The sequence below is a fragment of the Vibrio sp. 1CM24A genome (assembly GCF_023161725.1).
Classification (GTDB): domain Bacteria; phylum Pseudomonadota; class Gammaproteobacteria; order Enterobacterales; family Vibrionaceae; genus Vibrio; species Vibrio coralliirubri.
In genome coordinates, this window is the sequence record NZ_JALNTS010000007.1 from 353,347 (window position 1) to 367,589 (window position 14,243).

The 14,243-nt window shown below is 44.6% G+C and carries 11 protein-coding genes; 9 read left to right on the forward strand and 2 right to left on the reverse strand.

All coding sequences use genetic code 11. The features are described from left to right. Positions 1 to 91: 91 nt before the first annotated feature. Entirely contained in the window at positions 92 to 2,713 is a 2,622-nt protein-coding gene (gene glnD, locus MSG38_RS17430; protein ID WP_050649629.1) for a bifunctional uridylyltransferase/uridylyl-removing protein GlnD, read from the reverse strand. A gap of 139 nt (positions 2,714 to 2,852) precedes the next feature. Next, complete coding sequence (gene map / locus MSG38_RS17435) at positions 2,853 to 3,731, reverse strand: type I methionyl aminopeptidase (protein ID WP_048612219.1); 879 nt, start codon at positions 3,729 to 3,731, stop codon at positions 2,853 to 2,855. 457 nt (positions 3,732 to 4,188) lie between these two features. Between map and rpsB the strand changes: the two genes are divergently transcribed. The 9 genes from rpsB (at position 4,189) to bamA (ending at position 14,220) form a co-directional block, all read left to right on the forward strand. Then, complete coding sequence (rpsB, locus tag MSG38_RS17440) at positions 4,189 to 4,920, forward strand: 30S ribosomal protein S2 (protein ID WP_032547152.1); 732 nt, start codon at positions 4,189 to 4,191, stop codon at positions 4,918 to 4,920. A 138-nt stretch (positions 4,921 to 5,058) separates the two neighbouring features. Beyond that, a complete protein-coding gene (gene tsf, locus MSG38_RS17445; protein WP_048606678.1) occupies positions 5,059 to 5,904 on the forward strand; it encodes a translation elongation factor Ts in 846 nt (281 codons plus the stop codon). A 150-nt stretch (positions 5,905 to 6,054) separates the two neighbouring features. After that, positions 6,055 to 6,786, forward strand: a complete 732-nt coding sequence (gene pyrH / locus MSG38_RS17450; RefSeq protein ID WP_017630771.1) for a UMP kinase — start codon at positions 6,055 to 6,057, stop codon at positions 6,784 to 6,786. A 98-nt stretch (positions 6,787 to 6,884) separates the two neighbouring features. Further along, a complete protein-coding gene (frr, locus tag MSG38_RS17455; RefSeq protein ID WP_017060741.1) occupies positions 6,885 to 7,442 on the forward strand; it encodes a ribosome recycling factor in 558 nt (185 codons plus the stop codon). Between the two features lie 98 nt (positions 7,443 to 7,540). Then, the gene (locus tag MSG38_RS17460) at positions 7,541 to 8,293 is read left to right on the forward strand and encodes an isoprenyl transferase (RefSeq protein ID WP_017063364.1); all 753 of its coding nucleotides are present in this window, start codon (positions 7,541 to 7,543) and stop codon (positions 8,291 to 8,293) included. Between the two features lie 15 nt (positions 8,294 to 8,308). After that, positions 8,309 to 9,151 carry a phosphatidate cytidylyltransferase gene (locus MSG38_RS17465; protein WP_048612218.1) on the forward strand — a complete coding sequence of 281 codons (843 nt, stop codon included), beginning with the start codon at positions 8,309 to 8,311 and terminating at the stop codon, positions 9,149 to 9,151. A 51-nt stretch (positions 9,152 to 9,202) separates the two neighbouring features. Next, positions 9,203 to 10,411: a 1-deoxy-D-xylulose-5-phosphate reductoisomerase gene (gene ispC / locus MSG38_RS17470; protein ID WP_248402298.1), complete on the forward strand. Its 1,209-nt coding sequence runs from the start codon at positions 9,203 to 9,205 to the stop codon at positions 10,409 to 10,411. After that, entirely contained in the window at positions 10,408 to 11,766 is a 1,359-nt protein-coding gene (gene rseP, locus MSG38_RS17475; RefSeq protein WP_248402299.1) for a sigma E protease regulator RseP, read from the forward strand. Before ispC ends, rseP begins: the two co-directional genes overlap by 4 nt. A gap of 48 nt (positions 11,767 to 11,814) precedes the next feature. Next, the gene (bamA, locus tag MSG38_RS17480; RefSeq protein WP_248402300.1) at positions 11,815 to 14,220 is read left to right on the forward strand and encodes an outer membrane protein assembly factor BamA; all 2,406 of its coding nucleotides are present in this window, start codon (positions 11,815 to 11,817) and stop codon (positions 14,218 to 14,220) included. Positions 14,221 to 14,243: the final 23 nt, after the last annotated feature.

A 14,243-nucleotide genomic window follows, 5' to 3' on the forward strand; every position in this document is an offset into this window, starting at 1 on the left:
TGAATTGATTGTAAGTTGTGGGCAAGATCGCTCTCTATCTTTGCCCACACTTATTTGGTTATTAAACCTGCTTTTAGACTGAATTCGCTTTCTAAGGTGCGAGTTCCGAAACGTGCTCGGTTAATCGTTCTCTTAGCGCCTGTTCTTGTTCTTCAGACAGTCTTCCACCTGCTTCACTGGTCAGAATAAACAGATCCTCTGCTCGCTCACCTATGGTGGTGATTTTTGCACCGTGTAAGTTGATGTCTAGTTCCGCGAAGGTTGCACCTACTTGAGCCAATAACCCCGGCGTATCAAGAGCTCTTAACTCCATCAAGGTGCGCTTCTTGCTCTTGGTTGGTAGGAACTCAACTAAGGTTTTGACCTTAAAGTGTTGCAAGTTACGTGGCGTGCGACGCGTCTTAATCTTAGTCGGACGGCCATCAGCCAATACATGAGTCAGATGTTTAGCAACGGCTTTGTGTCTTGCTTCATCAATCGCTTCGCCGTGTTGGTCTAGTACGATAAAGGTATCCAAAACATGACCATCTTTGCTGACCATGACCTGCGCGTCATGAACGTTAAAGTTACGTCTGTCGAGTTCGGCAACCACGGTCGCAAACAGTGCCGCTTGGTCTTTACAGTAAACGAACACTTCTGTGCCACCACGCGTCGCTTTCTTACTGATCAGCACTAACGGTTGGCTTGGGTCTTCTAGGCGAAGTAAGTGCTCACAGTGCCAAGCGATTTGTTTATGTGTGTGACGCAAAAAATAATCGGCTTTGAAGCGTTGCCATAACACTTCAATTTCACGAGCGGTGAATCCCTCTTTACGTAGCAAAGCTGACGCCATTTGTTGGTTATGACGAATACGATCTCTGACATCAACAGGGTTTTCCAAGCCGCGGCGCAGTGCTCGCTGCGTCGAGTGGAATAGCTCAGCTAACAGGGTTCGTTTCCAACTGTTCCATAACTCAGGGTTAGTCGCACAGATATCGGCAACGGTTAAACAAACCAGTAGTTCGAGTGATTCTTCATCACGCACTTTTTTGGCGAATTCGGTGATCACATCTGGGTCGTAGATATCACGACGTTGAGCCGTTACTGACATCAATAGGTGATTTTGTACCAACCACGCCACTTGTTTGGCTTCTGGCTTTGAGAGCCCATGTTCAATACAGAAAGAGTAAGCCTCAACTGCACCTATCTCAGAGTGGTCTCCGCCGCGGCCTTTGCCGATGTCATGGAAGATAGCGGCAAGGATCAGCAACTCTTTCTTCTGCACGCGTGGGTACACTTCACAGCAAATAGGGTGTTTATCGTGGTTTTCGATTTGACCAAAGCGGTTGATGTGCTTGAGCAGGCGGATACTGTGCTCATCCACAGTGTAAACATGGAATAGGTCAAACTGCATCTGACCAACGATTTGGCTCCACTGCGGTAAGTACGCCGAGAGTACGCCCAACTTGTGCATTAAGCTAAAGGCCTTGTGCAGAGCATTTGGGTGGCGAACTAGATCCATAAACTTGTCGCGTGCTTCAGGAATGGTATGCAGAAATCGGTTCAATCGGCGACGCGCCGTTCGCAACTGTCGTAATGTTGGTGGACTTACCCCTTCGATAGTCGAGTCATTGGCAATATGGATAAACATATCGAGAATGGTTTCTGGTCTTGCTTGGAATAGTGCTGGCTTACGCGCTTCGATCAACGAACCTCTGCGTTGAAAGTCATTGTCGAGAATCTCAGCGTCTTGGGTTTGACCGCCATTGATGATCGCTTGATCGAACAGCTTAAGCAGCATCTTATTCAGTTCAGCAACACGACGAAGGGTTCGGTAGAACTCCTTCATCATCATCTCAACACCACGATTCCCTTCACCCGTATAACCCAGATGTTCAGCGACTTGAGCTTGATGGGCAAAGGTGAGGCGGTTGTCGTAACGGCGCAGTTCAATGTGCAGTGCAAAACGAACTCGCCATAGGAAATCTTGGCACTCAACTAATTCACGATACTCCGCATCGGTTAGAAAGCCGTATTTACTCATCTCTAACAAAGAGGTCGCACCGAAATGGCGACGCGCAACCCAGCTCAGGGTATGGATGTCTCTGAGCCCGCCCGGAGTCGATTTAATGTCCGGCTCTAGATTGTAAGTGGTGTCGTGGTAGCGAGCGTGACGCTCTCTCTGTTCTTGAATCTTAGCCTTGTAGAAGGTTTCACTTGGCCAAAATGAATCGGAGTGAATCTTCAGTTTTAGCTCTTGGAAGGTGTCTTCACTGCCACACAACAATCGCGATTCTTGAAGGTTGGTCGCAACGGTTAAATCATCAATGCCGATCTCAAGACATTCGGCAATGGTGCGCACGGCGTGGCCGACTTCTAATCTTAGATCCCAGAGTAGGGTGATGAATTGGCTGACTTTCTCGCCGAGCGCTGGTGGCAATGTTTTTTGCGAGACGATAAGAATATCAATGTCGGACAAAGGATGCAGTTCGCCACGACCATAACCGCCCACAGCGACCAGTGAAATATGAGGCAGTTTGTTGAATCCGAAATTTTCCCACAAACGATTGAGAAGTAAATCCATGTATTCGGAACGCAGTAGAACCAAATCGGTGACGGGGTGGTGGTTCAGAAATTCATTTTTTTGATACTGCGTGAAGATTTCGAGCTGATTTTTTAATTCGCAGATTTCAATTTGTTCGTCATTGAACGTAAGAGGGCATTGATAAGGCATAGTCTGCTATCCGTGCAAGCAAATGAGAATAGTAAACAATTTAACAGAAGCTGATGGAAAATCGAAATTGAGCGGATAAAAAAATATCCTCGACAATGCGAGGATATTTTTAAAAGGCTGATGCGTTCAGTTCGGTGAACTAAGCGTTCTTCATGATACGTGGGATTGTATCATCGCTGCGCAGTGTTAGTACTTCACAACCAGTATCAGTTACAACCAGAGTGTGCTCCCATTGAGCCGAGTTCTTGCTGTCTGCTGTGTATACTGTCCAGCTATCTTCGTCATCAAGACGACAGCCAAACTTACCCGCGTTGATCATTGGCTCAATAGTGAAGCACATGCCTGCTTTTAGCACGGTGCGATCGCTGTTCTTGTAGTGAACCACTTGTGGATCTTCGTGGAATTCAGAACCAATGCCGTGACCACAGTAATCTTTAACAATAGAGAACTTAGCGCGTGGGTTGTTCTTGTTGTTTGTTTTGATGTACTTCTCGATAGCAGTACCGATTTGACCAAGTTGAACACCTGGCTTAACTTGGCGCATGCCTTCGTAAAGTGCTTCTTGAGCAACCATGCACAGACGCTTGTTTGCTGGTGAAACCTCACCCACAAGGAACATCTTAGAGGTATCACCGTGGTAACCTTGTGGACGAACGCTTAGATCTGCGTTTTCGTCATCAGGAATGATTACCGTGATATCAACGTTAAGAATGTCGCCATCTTTTAATACAGCCGGTTTGAATTGACCTGTGCTGCCAGTCTCATCTTGTGATGCTGGAATACCGTGGCACACAATGTGGTTGATAGACGTACAGATTGACTTAGGGAAACCGTGGTAATCAAGTGGTGCTGAGTATGCGCCTCTTTCTAGAGCGTACTCGTGACAGATTTGGTTTAGCTCTTCTGTCGTTGTACCTACTTGGATGTGAGGTTCAATCATCTCTAGAATTTCAGAAGCCAGCTTGCCGGCGACGCGCATTTTTTCAATTTCTTCAGCAGTTTTAATTTTTACAGCCATTGCATATCTCTTAATTTGGTAGCACCTAAGTGTGCATATTGGGGCTATTCTATCAGTGCAGCATTTTAGCGCAACATTCCCATGTCCATACATTGCTGGTGGATACTGCTCAACGTGAGTGAATCGTGATCGATTTATTGAGCCTGAAGTGAATGAATAGCGACACTATTTATAGGTGAAATTCGCCGATAGGGATCAGTATAGCAGTCGCCATTTTTAGAATTTTTTCTAGCCATAGATAGACAAAATATGGTATAAAGCGCGCCGGACATCAGGACTGTTTTCTCCAATTGGCGAAACAAGCTTTATGTCCACTAACTTATTTCTTTAAATCACACACATTCCGACACATGTTCCGGGGTGCCTCAACAACACAGATAACGGCTGAAAAGTGGTTAGTTGTTAGGGGTCGGATTCATGGGGGATGTGGAGGCCTAACCCCATAGAGGATTTTAAAATGGCAACTGTATCAATGCGCGATATGCTTAAAGCTGGTGTTCACTTCGGTCACCAAACTCGTTACTGGAACCCAAAAATGAAGCCATTCATCTTTGGTGCTCGTAACAAAGTACATATCATCAACCTAGAAAAAACTGTACCAATGTTCAACGAAGCTCTAGCTGAAATCGCTAAAGTTGGCGAGAAGAAAGGTAAAGTTCTTTTTGTTGGTACTAAGCGCGCTGCATCTGAAGCTGTTAAAGAAGCTGCTATCAACAGCAACCAGTTCTACGTTAACAACCGCTGGTTAGGCGGTATGCTAACGAACTACAAAACTGTTCGTCAGTCTATCAAGCGTCTGAAAGAACTTGAAGCGCAAGCTCAAGACGGTACTTTCGACAAGCTTACTAAGAAAGAAGCTCTAATGCGTACTCGTGAAATGGAGAAGCTAGAGAAATCTCTTGGTGGTATCAAGAACATGGGCGGCCTTCCAGACGCTCTATTCGTAATCGATGCTGATCACGAACACATCGCAGTTAAAGAAGCAAACAACCTAGGTATCCCAGTTTACGCTGTAGTTGATACTAACTCTAACCCAGACGGCGTTGACTTCGTTATCCCAGGTAACGATGATGCAATCCGTGCAGTACAGCTTTACCTAAACGCTGCTGCAGACGCGGTTAAAGAAGGTCGCAACAAAGATGTTGCTGCTGTAGCTGCTGAAAAAGACGGTTTTGTAGAAGCTGAATAATAGCGGCTCTGAGCCATATTTAGTTCATATTAAGCGGTCATAATCGGTGGCTTAACGGACTGAATACAGTCAATATCAGGGGCCAATTAATTAGGCCCCTGTTTTTTATCTTTTTTAGAATTTACTGAGGAATAGAGAATGGCAACTGTAACTGCAGCTCTAGTTAAAGAACTTCGTGAACGCACAGCTGCGGGCATGATGGAATGTAAAAAAGCGCTTGTTGCTGCTGAAGGCGACATCGAGCTAGCAATTGAAAACATGCGTAAATCTGGCGCAGCGAAAGCAGCTAAGAAAGCTGGTAACGTTGCTGCTGAAGGCGCAATCATCATCAAAGAAGCAAACGGCGCAGCTGCTCTTCTTGAAGTTAACTGCCAAACTGATTTCGTAGCTAAAGATGCAGGTTTCCTTGCATTCGCTAACGAAGTTGCTGAAGTTGCTCTAGCAGAACGTCTAGAAATCGCTGATCTTCAAGCTAAATTTGAAGAAGCGCGTATCGCACTAGTAACTAAAATCGGTGAAAACATCAACATCCGTCGCGTACAATTCGTTGAAGGTGTTGCTCTAGCTTCTTACCGTCACGGCGAGAAAATCGGTGTTGTTGTTGCTGGTGAAGGCGAAGCTGAAACTCTTAAGCACGTTGCAATGCACGTTGCTGCATCACGTCCTGAGTTCCTAAACCCAGAAGACGTACCTGCAGACGTAGTTGAGAAAGAAAAAGCAGTTCAAGTTGAAATCGCTATGAACGAAGGCAAACCAGCTGAAATCGCAGAGAAAATGGTTGTTGGCCGTATGAAGAAATTCACGGGCGAAATCTCTCTAACTGGTCAAGCTTTCATCATGGAGCCTAAGCAAACTGTTGGCGCTATCCTTAAAGAGAAAGGCGCTTCAGTATCTAACTTCGTACGTCTAGAAGTTGGTGAAGGCATCGAGAAAGCAGCTGAAATGAGCTTTGCTGACGAAGTTGCAGCGGTACAAAAAGGTTAATCCTTAGCGTATTGTTTGAAAAGAGACCGTGGCAAATGCTGCGGTCTTTTTATGAATAGTGAATTATTTTTTAGCTGTTATGAATGCAAACTGAGCTATTCAGTTTTTATCCATGACTGTTAATCATCAACTCTTTGGAAGGTAAACTCCATGACTACGAACCCTAAACCGGCGTATCAACGTATTCTGTTAAAACTTAGCGGTGAAGCACTACAAGGCGAAGAAGGTTTTGGTATTGACCCGACGATCCTTGATCGTATGGCTCAAGAAGTGAAAGAATTGGTTGAACTAGGTGTTCAAGTAGGCGTTGTTATCGGTGGCGGTAACCTTTTCCGTGGTGCAGGCCTTGCTGAAGCAGGTATGAACCGCGTTGTTGGTGACCACATGGGTATGCTTGCAACGGTAATGAACGGCCTTGCAATGCGTGACGCTCTTCACCGTGCTTACGTAAACGCACGTGTAATGTCTGCAATCCCTCTTAAAGGTGTGTGTGACGACTACAACTGGGCAGACGCAATCAGCCAATTACGTCAAGGTCGCGTTGTGATCTTCTCTGCTGGTACTGGTAACCCATTCTTCACTACGGATTCTGCTGCATGTCTACGTGGTATCGAAATCGAAGCTGACGTAGTTCTAAAAGCGACAAAAGTAGATGGTGTATTTACTTCTGACCCTGTAGCAAACCCAGACGCAGAGTTGTATGATACGTTGTCTTACAACACGGTTCTTGATAAAGAACTTAAAGTAATGGACTTGGCTGCATTTACGCTAGCACGTGATCACAAAATGCCAATCCGTGTATTTAACATGAATAAACCAGGCGCACTACGTCGCGTGGTTATGGGTGAAACTGAAGGTACATTAATCAGCGACGCTGACTAATTTTTCGGGCTTACTGAGGTGTTGTTCCTTGGTAAGCTTATCCTTATCACTCCAAATAAAAAGCTTTCTTGAAGAAAGAACATAATCAAGGTGAAATTGTGATTAACGAAATCAAAAAAGACGCTCAAGAGCGCATGGTAAAAAGTGTTGATGCACTAAAAAACAGCCTACAAAAGATTCGTACAGGCCGTGCGCACCCGAGCCTACTTTCTGGTCTTACTGTTGAGTACTACGGTGCTCCAACGCCTTTGACTCAAGTAGCTAACGTTATCGCTGAAGATGCACGTACACTAGCTATTACAGTGTTTGATAAAACACTGACTCCTCTAGTTGAAAAAGCAATCCTGACATCTGACCTAGGCCTAAACCCTATGTCTGCGGGTACAGTTATCCGTGTTCCACTTCCACCGCTAACGGAAGAGCGTCGTAAAGACCTAGTTAAAATCGTTCGTGGCGAAGCTGAAGGTGGCCGTGTTGCTATCCGTAACATCCGTCGTGACGCGAATGGCGATCTAAAAGCACTTCTTAAAGATAAAGAAATCTCTGAAGATGAAGATCGTAAAGCACAAGACGAAATTCAAAAGCTAACTGACGCTGCGGTTAAGAACGTAGACGAAGTTCTAGCTGTTAAAGAAAAAGAGTTGATGGAAGTTTAATTTTCCATATTCTTTTCTTTCCGGAAAAACGCTGTACTCACGGTGCAGCGTTTTTTTATGCTACTCTGTTCGACTATTAGAATTTGATTCACTCTTTTATGCATAATTCTCAAGCGTTCACAGACTCTCTTCCTAAACACATTGCTATCATTATGGATGGTAATGGTCGCTGGGCAAAAGCTCAGGGCAAGCCTCGCGTCTTTGGCCATAAAAACGGTGTTCAAGCCGTTCGTAAAACTATCTCTTCTGCAGCCAGACTTGGCATTAAAGCCGTTACTCTTTTTGCATTTAGTAGCGAAAACTGGCGTCGTCCTGAAGAAGAAGTCGGTATCTTGATGGAACTGTTTATTTCAGTGCTGTCGAGTGAAGTTAAAAAGCTTCATAAAAATAATCTACAACTTCGTGTTATTGGTGATAAAAGTCGTTTCAATGATCGACTACAAAAGAAGATAGAAGAAGCGGAAGCTTTGACTAGCACCAATACGGGTATGGTTATTAATATTGCAGCTAACTACGGCGGTAAGTGGGATATTCAGCAAGCAATGACCTCTATTGCTCAACAGGTAAAGTCTGGTGATATTAATGTAGATGATATTGATGAAGCTATGATTACACAGCACCTGACAATGGCAGATATTCCTGAAGTCGATCTACTTATCCGTACCAGTGGCGAATGCCGCATTAGTAATTTTATGCTTTGGCAGTTGGCTTACGCCGAAATGTATTTCACTGAACAATTCTGGCCAGACTTTAATGAAGACAGCTTAGTAGAAGCTGTGACTTGGTTTGTAAACCGTGAGCGTCGTTTTGGATGCACCGGTGAGCAAATTAAAGCTCTGATGGACAGTTAATAAGGATTTTTTGGTTTGAAACAACGAATTATTACGGCGTTGATTTTAGCTCCCCTAGTTATTCTAGGTATTTTCGAGTTATCACTTCCTACATTTATTCTTTCACTAGCGGTAATCTCGCTATTGGGTTTTTGGGAGTGGACTCAGTTTGTTGAAAGCAAATCGCGTTATTTAGCGTTGATTCCAACGGTTGTGGTTAGTGCTGCAAGTTTTGCTTTTATCCCTTTTGATGCATTTAGCCTTAATAACTTGTCTACTGCTCACTACGCTATTCTAACGATTGGCTCAATTTGGTGGGTAATCGCGAGTGGCATGGCGGTGACTTATCCTAAGTCTATGCCTGCATGGAAAGACTCTTCTCTTCTTCGTCACGCCTTTGGTGTGCTGACTCTGCTACCATTCTTCTGGAGTGTGGTTATCCTGCGTGCTAACGGTATCGATGCTGATCCTTACCATGGTGCGAAACTGGTGATGTTTGTTTGCTTGCTTGTTTGGGCGGCGGACAGCGGTGCTTATTTTTCAGGAAAGAGTTTTGGTAAGCGTAAAATGGCACCAGCGGTAAGCCCGAATAAGACGATTGAAGGTCTTATTGGTGGCATTATTACTGCGGTGATCGTGGCTTGGATCTTTGCTGACTTGTTTGACATCCAATTCACAAGCCCACTTCACATGATTGTTATTACCCTTGTGACCGTTGTTATTTCTGTTCTAGGTGACCTTGTTGAAAGCATGTTTAAGCGTGTTTCTGGGGTGAAAGACAGCAGTAATCTGATTCCTGGTCATGGTGGTATACTAGATAGAATAGATAGCTTAACGGCTGCATTCCCTGTCTTTGCTCTGCTTTATTTAGCATTCTAATAAAAAAGGGCAGTGATTCTGCCCTTTATTACATTTCTACGGTCATATGTGATGCGAAATCTAACTATCCTTGGCGCCACCGGCTCAATTGGTGCAAGTACACTAAAAGTCGTTGAGCAAAACCCAGATCTCTATTCAGTGGTTGCACTGGCTGCAGGCTCGAATGTTGAAAAGATGCTGGCGCTAGTTGAAAAGTGGCAACCAAGCTATGTTGCTATGGCTTGCCCTGATGCAGCGTCTCAACTGACTGAAGTGTTGTCCGCGAGTTACCCTAACGTAAAAGTGCTTTCAGGCACTGAAGGCATGTGTCAGGTTGCTTCTCTAGAGGACGTAGATACGGTAATGGCCGCGATTGTTGGTGCCGCTGGTTTGCTTCCTACTATGTCTGCGGTTAAGGCTGGTAAGCGTATCTTGCTTGCTAATAAAGAAGCCTTGGTAATGTCTGGGCAGTTGTTTATCGATGCAGTAGCAAAATACGGCGCTGAACTACTTCCAGTTGATAGTGAACATAATGCTATCTTTCAATGCCTACCGCAAAATGTACAAACCCATTTAGGTCGTTGTAACCTGGAAGAGAACGGTATCAACCATATTCTTTTGACTGGTTCGGGTGGTCCTTTTCGTTATACGGACGTTGCTGAGCTGGAGTCGGTAACTCCAGAACGAGCTATCGCACACCCTAACTGGTCTATGGGCCCTAAGATCTCGGTCGATTCAGCGACAATGATGAATAAGGGCTTAGAGTACATTGAGGCGAAATGGTTATTTAATGCCTCTCAAGAGCAGTTAAAAGTGATTATTCATCCTCAGTCTGTGATTCATTCTATGGTCCAGTACAAGGATGGCTCTGTGCTTGCTCAAATGGGCGAACCTGACATGGCGACGCCAATCGCTTTGACGATGTCTTACCCTGAGCGAACAGAAGCGGGTGTTAAGCCTCTGGATTTCACCAAAGTGGGCGAGCTTACTTTCCTAGAACCCGATTTTAGCCGTTATCCATGTTTAAGATTAGCGATTGAAGCTTGCTACCTAGGTCAGCACGCTACAACCGCAATTAACGCAGCAAACGAAATTGCAGTCGATGCTTTCTTGAACAATCGAGTGAAATTTACCGATATTGCCGTCATTAACGAGCATGTTATGAGCAAAGTATGTGAACAACATAACTCTGAGGGCTTAGATAGCTTGGAAAGCCTTCTCGAGCTCGATAATATGTCTCGTCAAATAGCCAATCAATTTATTAAAGAGCAGCTAGCATGAGTGGAATTCTGTGGAACTTCGCATCCTTTATTGTAGCGCTTGGTATTCTGGTCGCTGTTCATGAGTTTGGACACTTCTGGGTTGCTCGTCGCTGTGGTGTGAAAGTTGAGAAATTCTCGATTGGTTTTGGTAAATCAATCTGGAGCAAAGTTGGCCGTGATGGCACAGAGTACAGCTTGTCTGTCATTCCATTGGGCGGCTACGTTAAGATGCTTGATGGTCGTGTAGACGACCTTTCTGAAGACGAGCAACAATACGCTTTTGATAAGAAGCCATTGTGGAAAAGAACGGCGATAGTTGGTGCAGGTCCTGCGTTTAACTTTATCTTTGCCGTCTTTGCGTATTGGCTTGTATTTTTGATTGGCGTACCGGCGGTTAAACCCGTTATTGGTGAAGTTACTCCGCAATCTATTGCTGCACAAGCCGGAATTGAAACTGGAATGGAACTTAAATCTATTTCGGGAATCAAAACCGCAGATTGGGAATCAGTCAATATGGGTTTGATATCGCATATTGGTGATCAGTCCATGACTGTAACGGTAGCTTCTCAAGACGATATCGGCTTTGAACAACAGATGACATTGGATATTTCAGACTGGTCATTCAACCCAGAAACTGAATCTGCAATGACAACGCTGGGCTTTAGACCGTATTCTCCAGAGATATCGACCGTACTCGCTCAAGTCATTGATGACGGTGCGGCATACGATGCAGGGGTAGAAGCTGGCGACAAAATTGTTGAGATTAATGGGCAACCGATTGAACAGTGGCAATCGGTTGTTGAGTTAATCCGTGCAAACCCGATGACACCCTTGGACCTTGTAGTCCTACGAAATGGTACTGAACAGTCATTAGTTATGACGCCAAAAAGCCGCGAGCTTTCTGATGGTTCCACAATCGGCTATGCAGGTATTGCTCCAGAAGTCGCAGAATGGCCAGAAGATTATCGCTTTGAGTTACAATTTGGTGTAATTGAGTCTGTAGGAAAAGCATTTGATAAAACAGGTCAAATCATTGGTTTGACGCTGACAATGCTTAAGAAGCTCATCGTTGGTGATGTTGGCTTAAATAACTTGAGTGGCCCGATTTCAATAGCCAAAGGCGCAGGGACAACCGCCGATTACGGTTTGGTTTACTTCTTAGGCTTTTTGGCTCTGATTAGTGTTAACTTGGGAATTATTAATTTGGTTCCGCTGCCTATGCTTGATGGCGGACATTTGCTCTTTTTCGCTATTGAGGCCGTTACTCGTAAACCAGTCCCTGAAAAAGTTCAGGAAATGGGATACAGAGTGGGAGGTGCAATCCTCTTCTCTTTGATGGCTCTGGCAATATTTAATGATTTTACTCGTCTGTGAATGGTTTCTCACAGGCATTGGTAGTAGCAAGGAATAATTAGAATAAGTATGGCGATTAAGCAAATTCTGTTCGCAAGTCTATTGGCCACTAGTGTGGCTGCGAACGGAGCACAAAACTTTGTGGTTCAAGATATCAAGATCGAAGGTTTACAGCGTGTTGCACTTGGTGCAGCTCTACTGAAAATGCCAGTGCGTATTGGCGATGAAGTGGATGAAAGCGATGTATCTGAGATCATTCGTGCACTGTATGCTTCAGGTAACTTCGAGGACGTTAAAGTTCTTCGCGATGAAGGTGTTTTAGTTGTTCAAGTAAAAGAACGACCGACCATCGCGAGCATTTCATTCTCGGGTAACAAAGCGATCAAAGAAGAGCAGCTTCAACAGAACCTAGATGCGTCTGGTGTTCGTGAAGGTGAAGCTCTTGACCGCACAACGCTGAGTAACATAGAGAAAGGCCTTGAAGATTTTTACTACAGTGTTGGTAAGTACAACGCGACAGTAAAAGCGGTTGTGACACCTCTGCCACGTAACCGTTCTGACCTTAAGTTTGTGTTTACTGAGGGCGTATCCGCTAAGATTCAGCAAATCAACTTTATCGGTAATGAAGTCTTTTCTGACTCTGAACTGCTTAGTCGTTTCAATCTGAATGTTGATGTTGCATGGTGGAATTTCCTTGCGGATGAAAAATACCAGAAACAAGTATTAGCCGGTGATATTGAAGCGCTGAAATCCTACTACCTTGACCGTGGTTACCTTAAGTTTAAGGTCGACTCTACGCAGGTAGCGATCTCTCCAGATAAGAAAGGTGTTTACATCACACTTGGCCTTGATGAAGGCGAAGCTTACACCGTTAAAGATGTCTCTTTCCGTGGTGAATTAATCGGTCGTGAGGCTGACTTCGAAGCGTTAGTGCCATTCGAAGACGGCGATACTTATAACGGTTCTTCGGTAACGTCCTTGGAAGAGAACGTAAAACGAATTCTTGGTGAATCTGGCTACGCGTACCCACAAGTTCGCACGATTCCTGAATTTGACGATGAGACCAAAGAAGTGTCGTTGGTTATCAATGTAGAAGCGGGCAGCCGTATCTATGTTCGTGATATTCGATTCACGGGAAACAACTCAACGAAAGACGAAGTACTGCGTCGTGAAATGCGTCAAATGGAAGGCAGCTGGCTTAACTCTAAGTCAATTGATACCGGTAAGAGCCGTCTTAACCGTTTAGGTTTCTTTGAAACGGTTGATGTACAAACAGTGCGTGTTCCTGGCAGTGAAGACCAAGTTGATTTGGTCTACAACGTTAAGGAAGCAAACTCAGGCAGCATCAACTTTGGTGTTGGTTACGGTACTGAATCAGGCGTTAGTTTCCAAGTTGGCTTGCAACAAGATAACTTTGCAGGTTCAGGTAACCGTGTTGGCGTAAGTGCCATGATGAACGATTACCAAAAGAACGTGAGCTTAGACTACCGTGACCCATACTGGAACCTTGATGGCGTGAGCTTAGGCGGTAAGATCTTCTACAACGAATTTGAAGCCTCTGAAGCGGGTATTGTCGACTATACCAACCAAAGTTATGGTACTAGCCTTACATGGGGTTTCCCTATGGATGAGTTGAACCGTCTTGAGTTTGGTGTTGGCTATACGCATAACAAGATCGGTAACGTTCCGACCTATATCCAAGTTGAACAGTTCGCGAGAAGTATTGACCAATATGGTGACGAACACATTCTAACCGATGATTTCGACATCAATATCTCTTGGACGCGTAACAATCTTAACCGTGGTTTCTTCCCAACCGAAGGTAACCATCAACGTGCTTTTGCTAAGGTAACGGTACCTGGTTCTGATGCTCAGTACTTCAAAATGCAGTACGATGTAAAACATTACATCCCGCTGACCAAAAAGCATGAGTTCACACTATTGATGCGTGGCAGATTAGGCTATGGTAATGGTTATGGTCAAACGGATGGTAACGATAACTTGTTCCCATTCTACGAGAACTATTACGCAGGTGGTTTTACAACCCTACGTGGTTTTGGCTCTAACTCGGCAGGTCCGAAAGCTGTTTACGGAAGCAGCACAGGTAATAACCCATCCTATGATACCGCTACTGATGATTCAGTGGGTGGTAACGCGGTTGCTTTGGCAAGCTTAGAGTTAATTGTACCAACGCCGTTTGCTTCTGATGAAGCGCGTAGCCAGATTCGTACCAGTGTTTTCTTCGACATGGCAAGTGTGTGGGATACAGAGTTCGTAGACCGTGGCGCACCGAATAGTGGTGGCCAGTACTACTACGATTACTCTGATCCAACAAATTACCGTTCATCTTATGGTGCCGCTCTTCAATGGATGTCACCGATGGGCCCGCTGGTTTTCTCTCTAGCGAAACCAGTTAAAATTTACGAAGGTGATGATGAGGAGTTCTTCACATTTACCATTGGTAGAACTTTCTAATATTTAAAGGACAATATTTTGAA

What these genes read in the sequence shown, in the direction of transcription:
- glnD (WP_050649629.1), bottom strand. Translation starts at nt 2,713, where the DNA reads ATGCCTTATCAATGCCCTCTTACGTTCAATGACGAACAAATTGAAATC.
- map (WP_048612219.1), bottom strand. Translation starts at nt 3,731, where the DNA reads ATGGCTGTAAAAATTAAAACTGCTGAAGAAATTGAAAAAATGCGCGTC.
- rpsB (WP_032547152.1), top strand. Translation starts at nt 4,189, where the DNA reads ATGGCAACTGTATCAATGCGCGATATGCTTAAAGCTGGTGTTCACTTC.
- tsf (WP_048606678.1), top strand. Translation starts at nt 5,059, where the DNA reads ATGGCAACTGTAACTGCAGCTCTAGTTAAAGAACTTCGTGAACGCACA.
- pyrH (WP_017630771.1), top strand. Translation starts at nt 6,055, where the DNA reads ATGACTACGAACCCTAAACCGGCGTATCAACGTATTCTGTTAAAACTT.
- MSG38_RS17460 (WP_017063364.1), top strand. Translation starts at nt 7,541, where the DNA reads ATGCATAATTCTCAAGCGTTCACAGACTCTCTTCCTAAACACATTGCT.
- ispC (WP_248402298.1), top strand. Translation starts at nt 9,203, where the DNA reads ATGCGAAATCTAACTATCCTTGGCGCCACCGGCTCAATTGGTGCAAGT.
- rseP (WP_248402299.1), top strand. Translation starts at nt 10,408, where the DNA reads ATGAGTGGAATTCTGTGGAACTTCGCATCCTTTATTGTAGCGCTTGGT.
- bamA (WP_248402300.1), top strand. Translation starts at nt 11,815, where the DNA reads ATGGCGATTAAGCAAATTCTGTTCGCAAGTCTATTGGCCACTAGTGTG.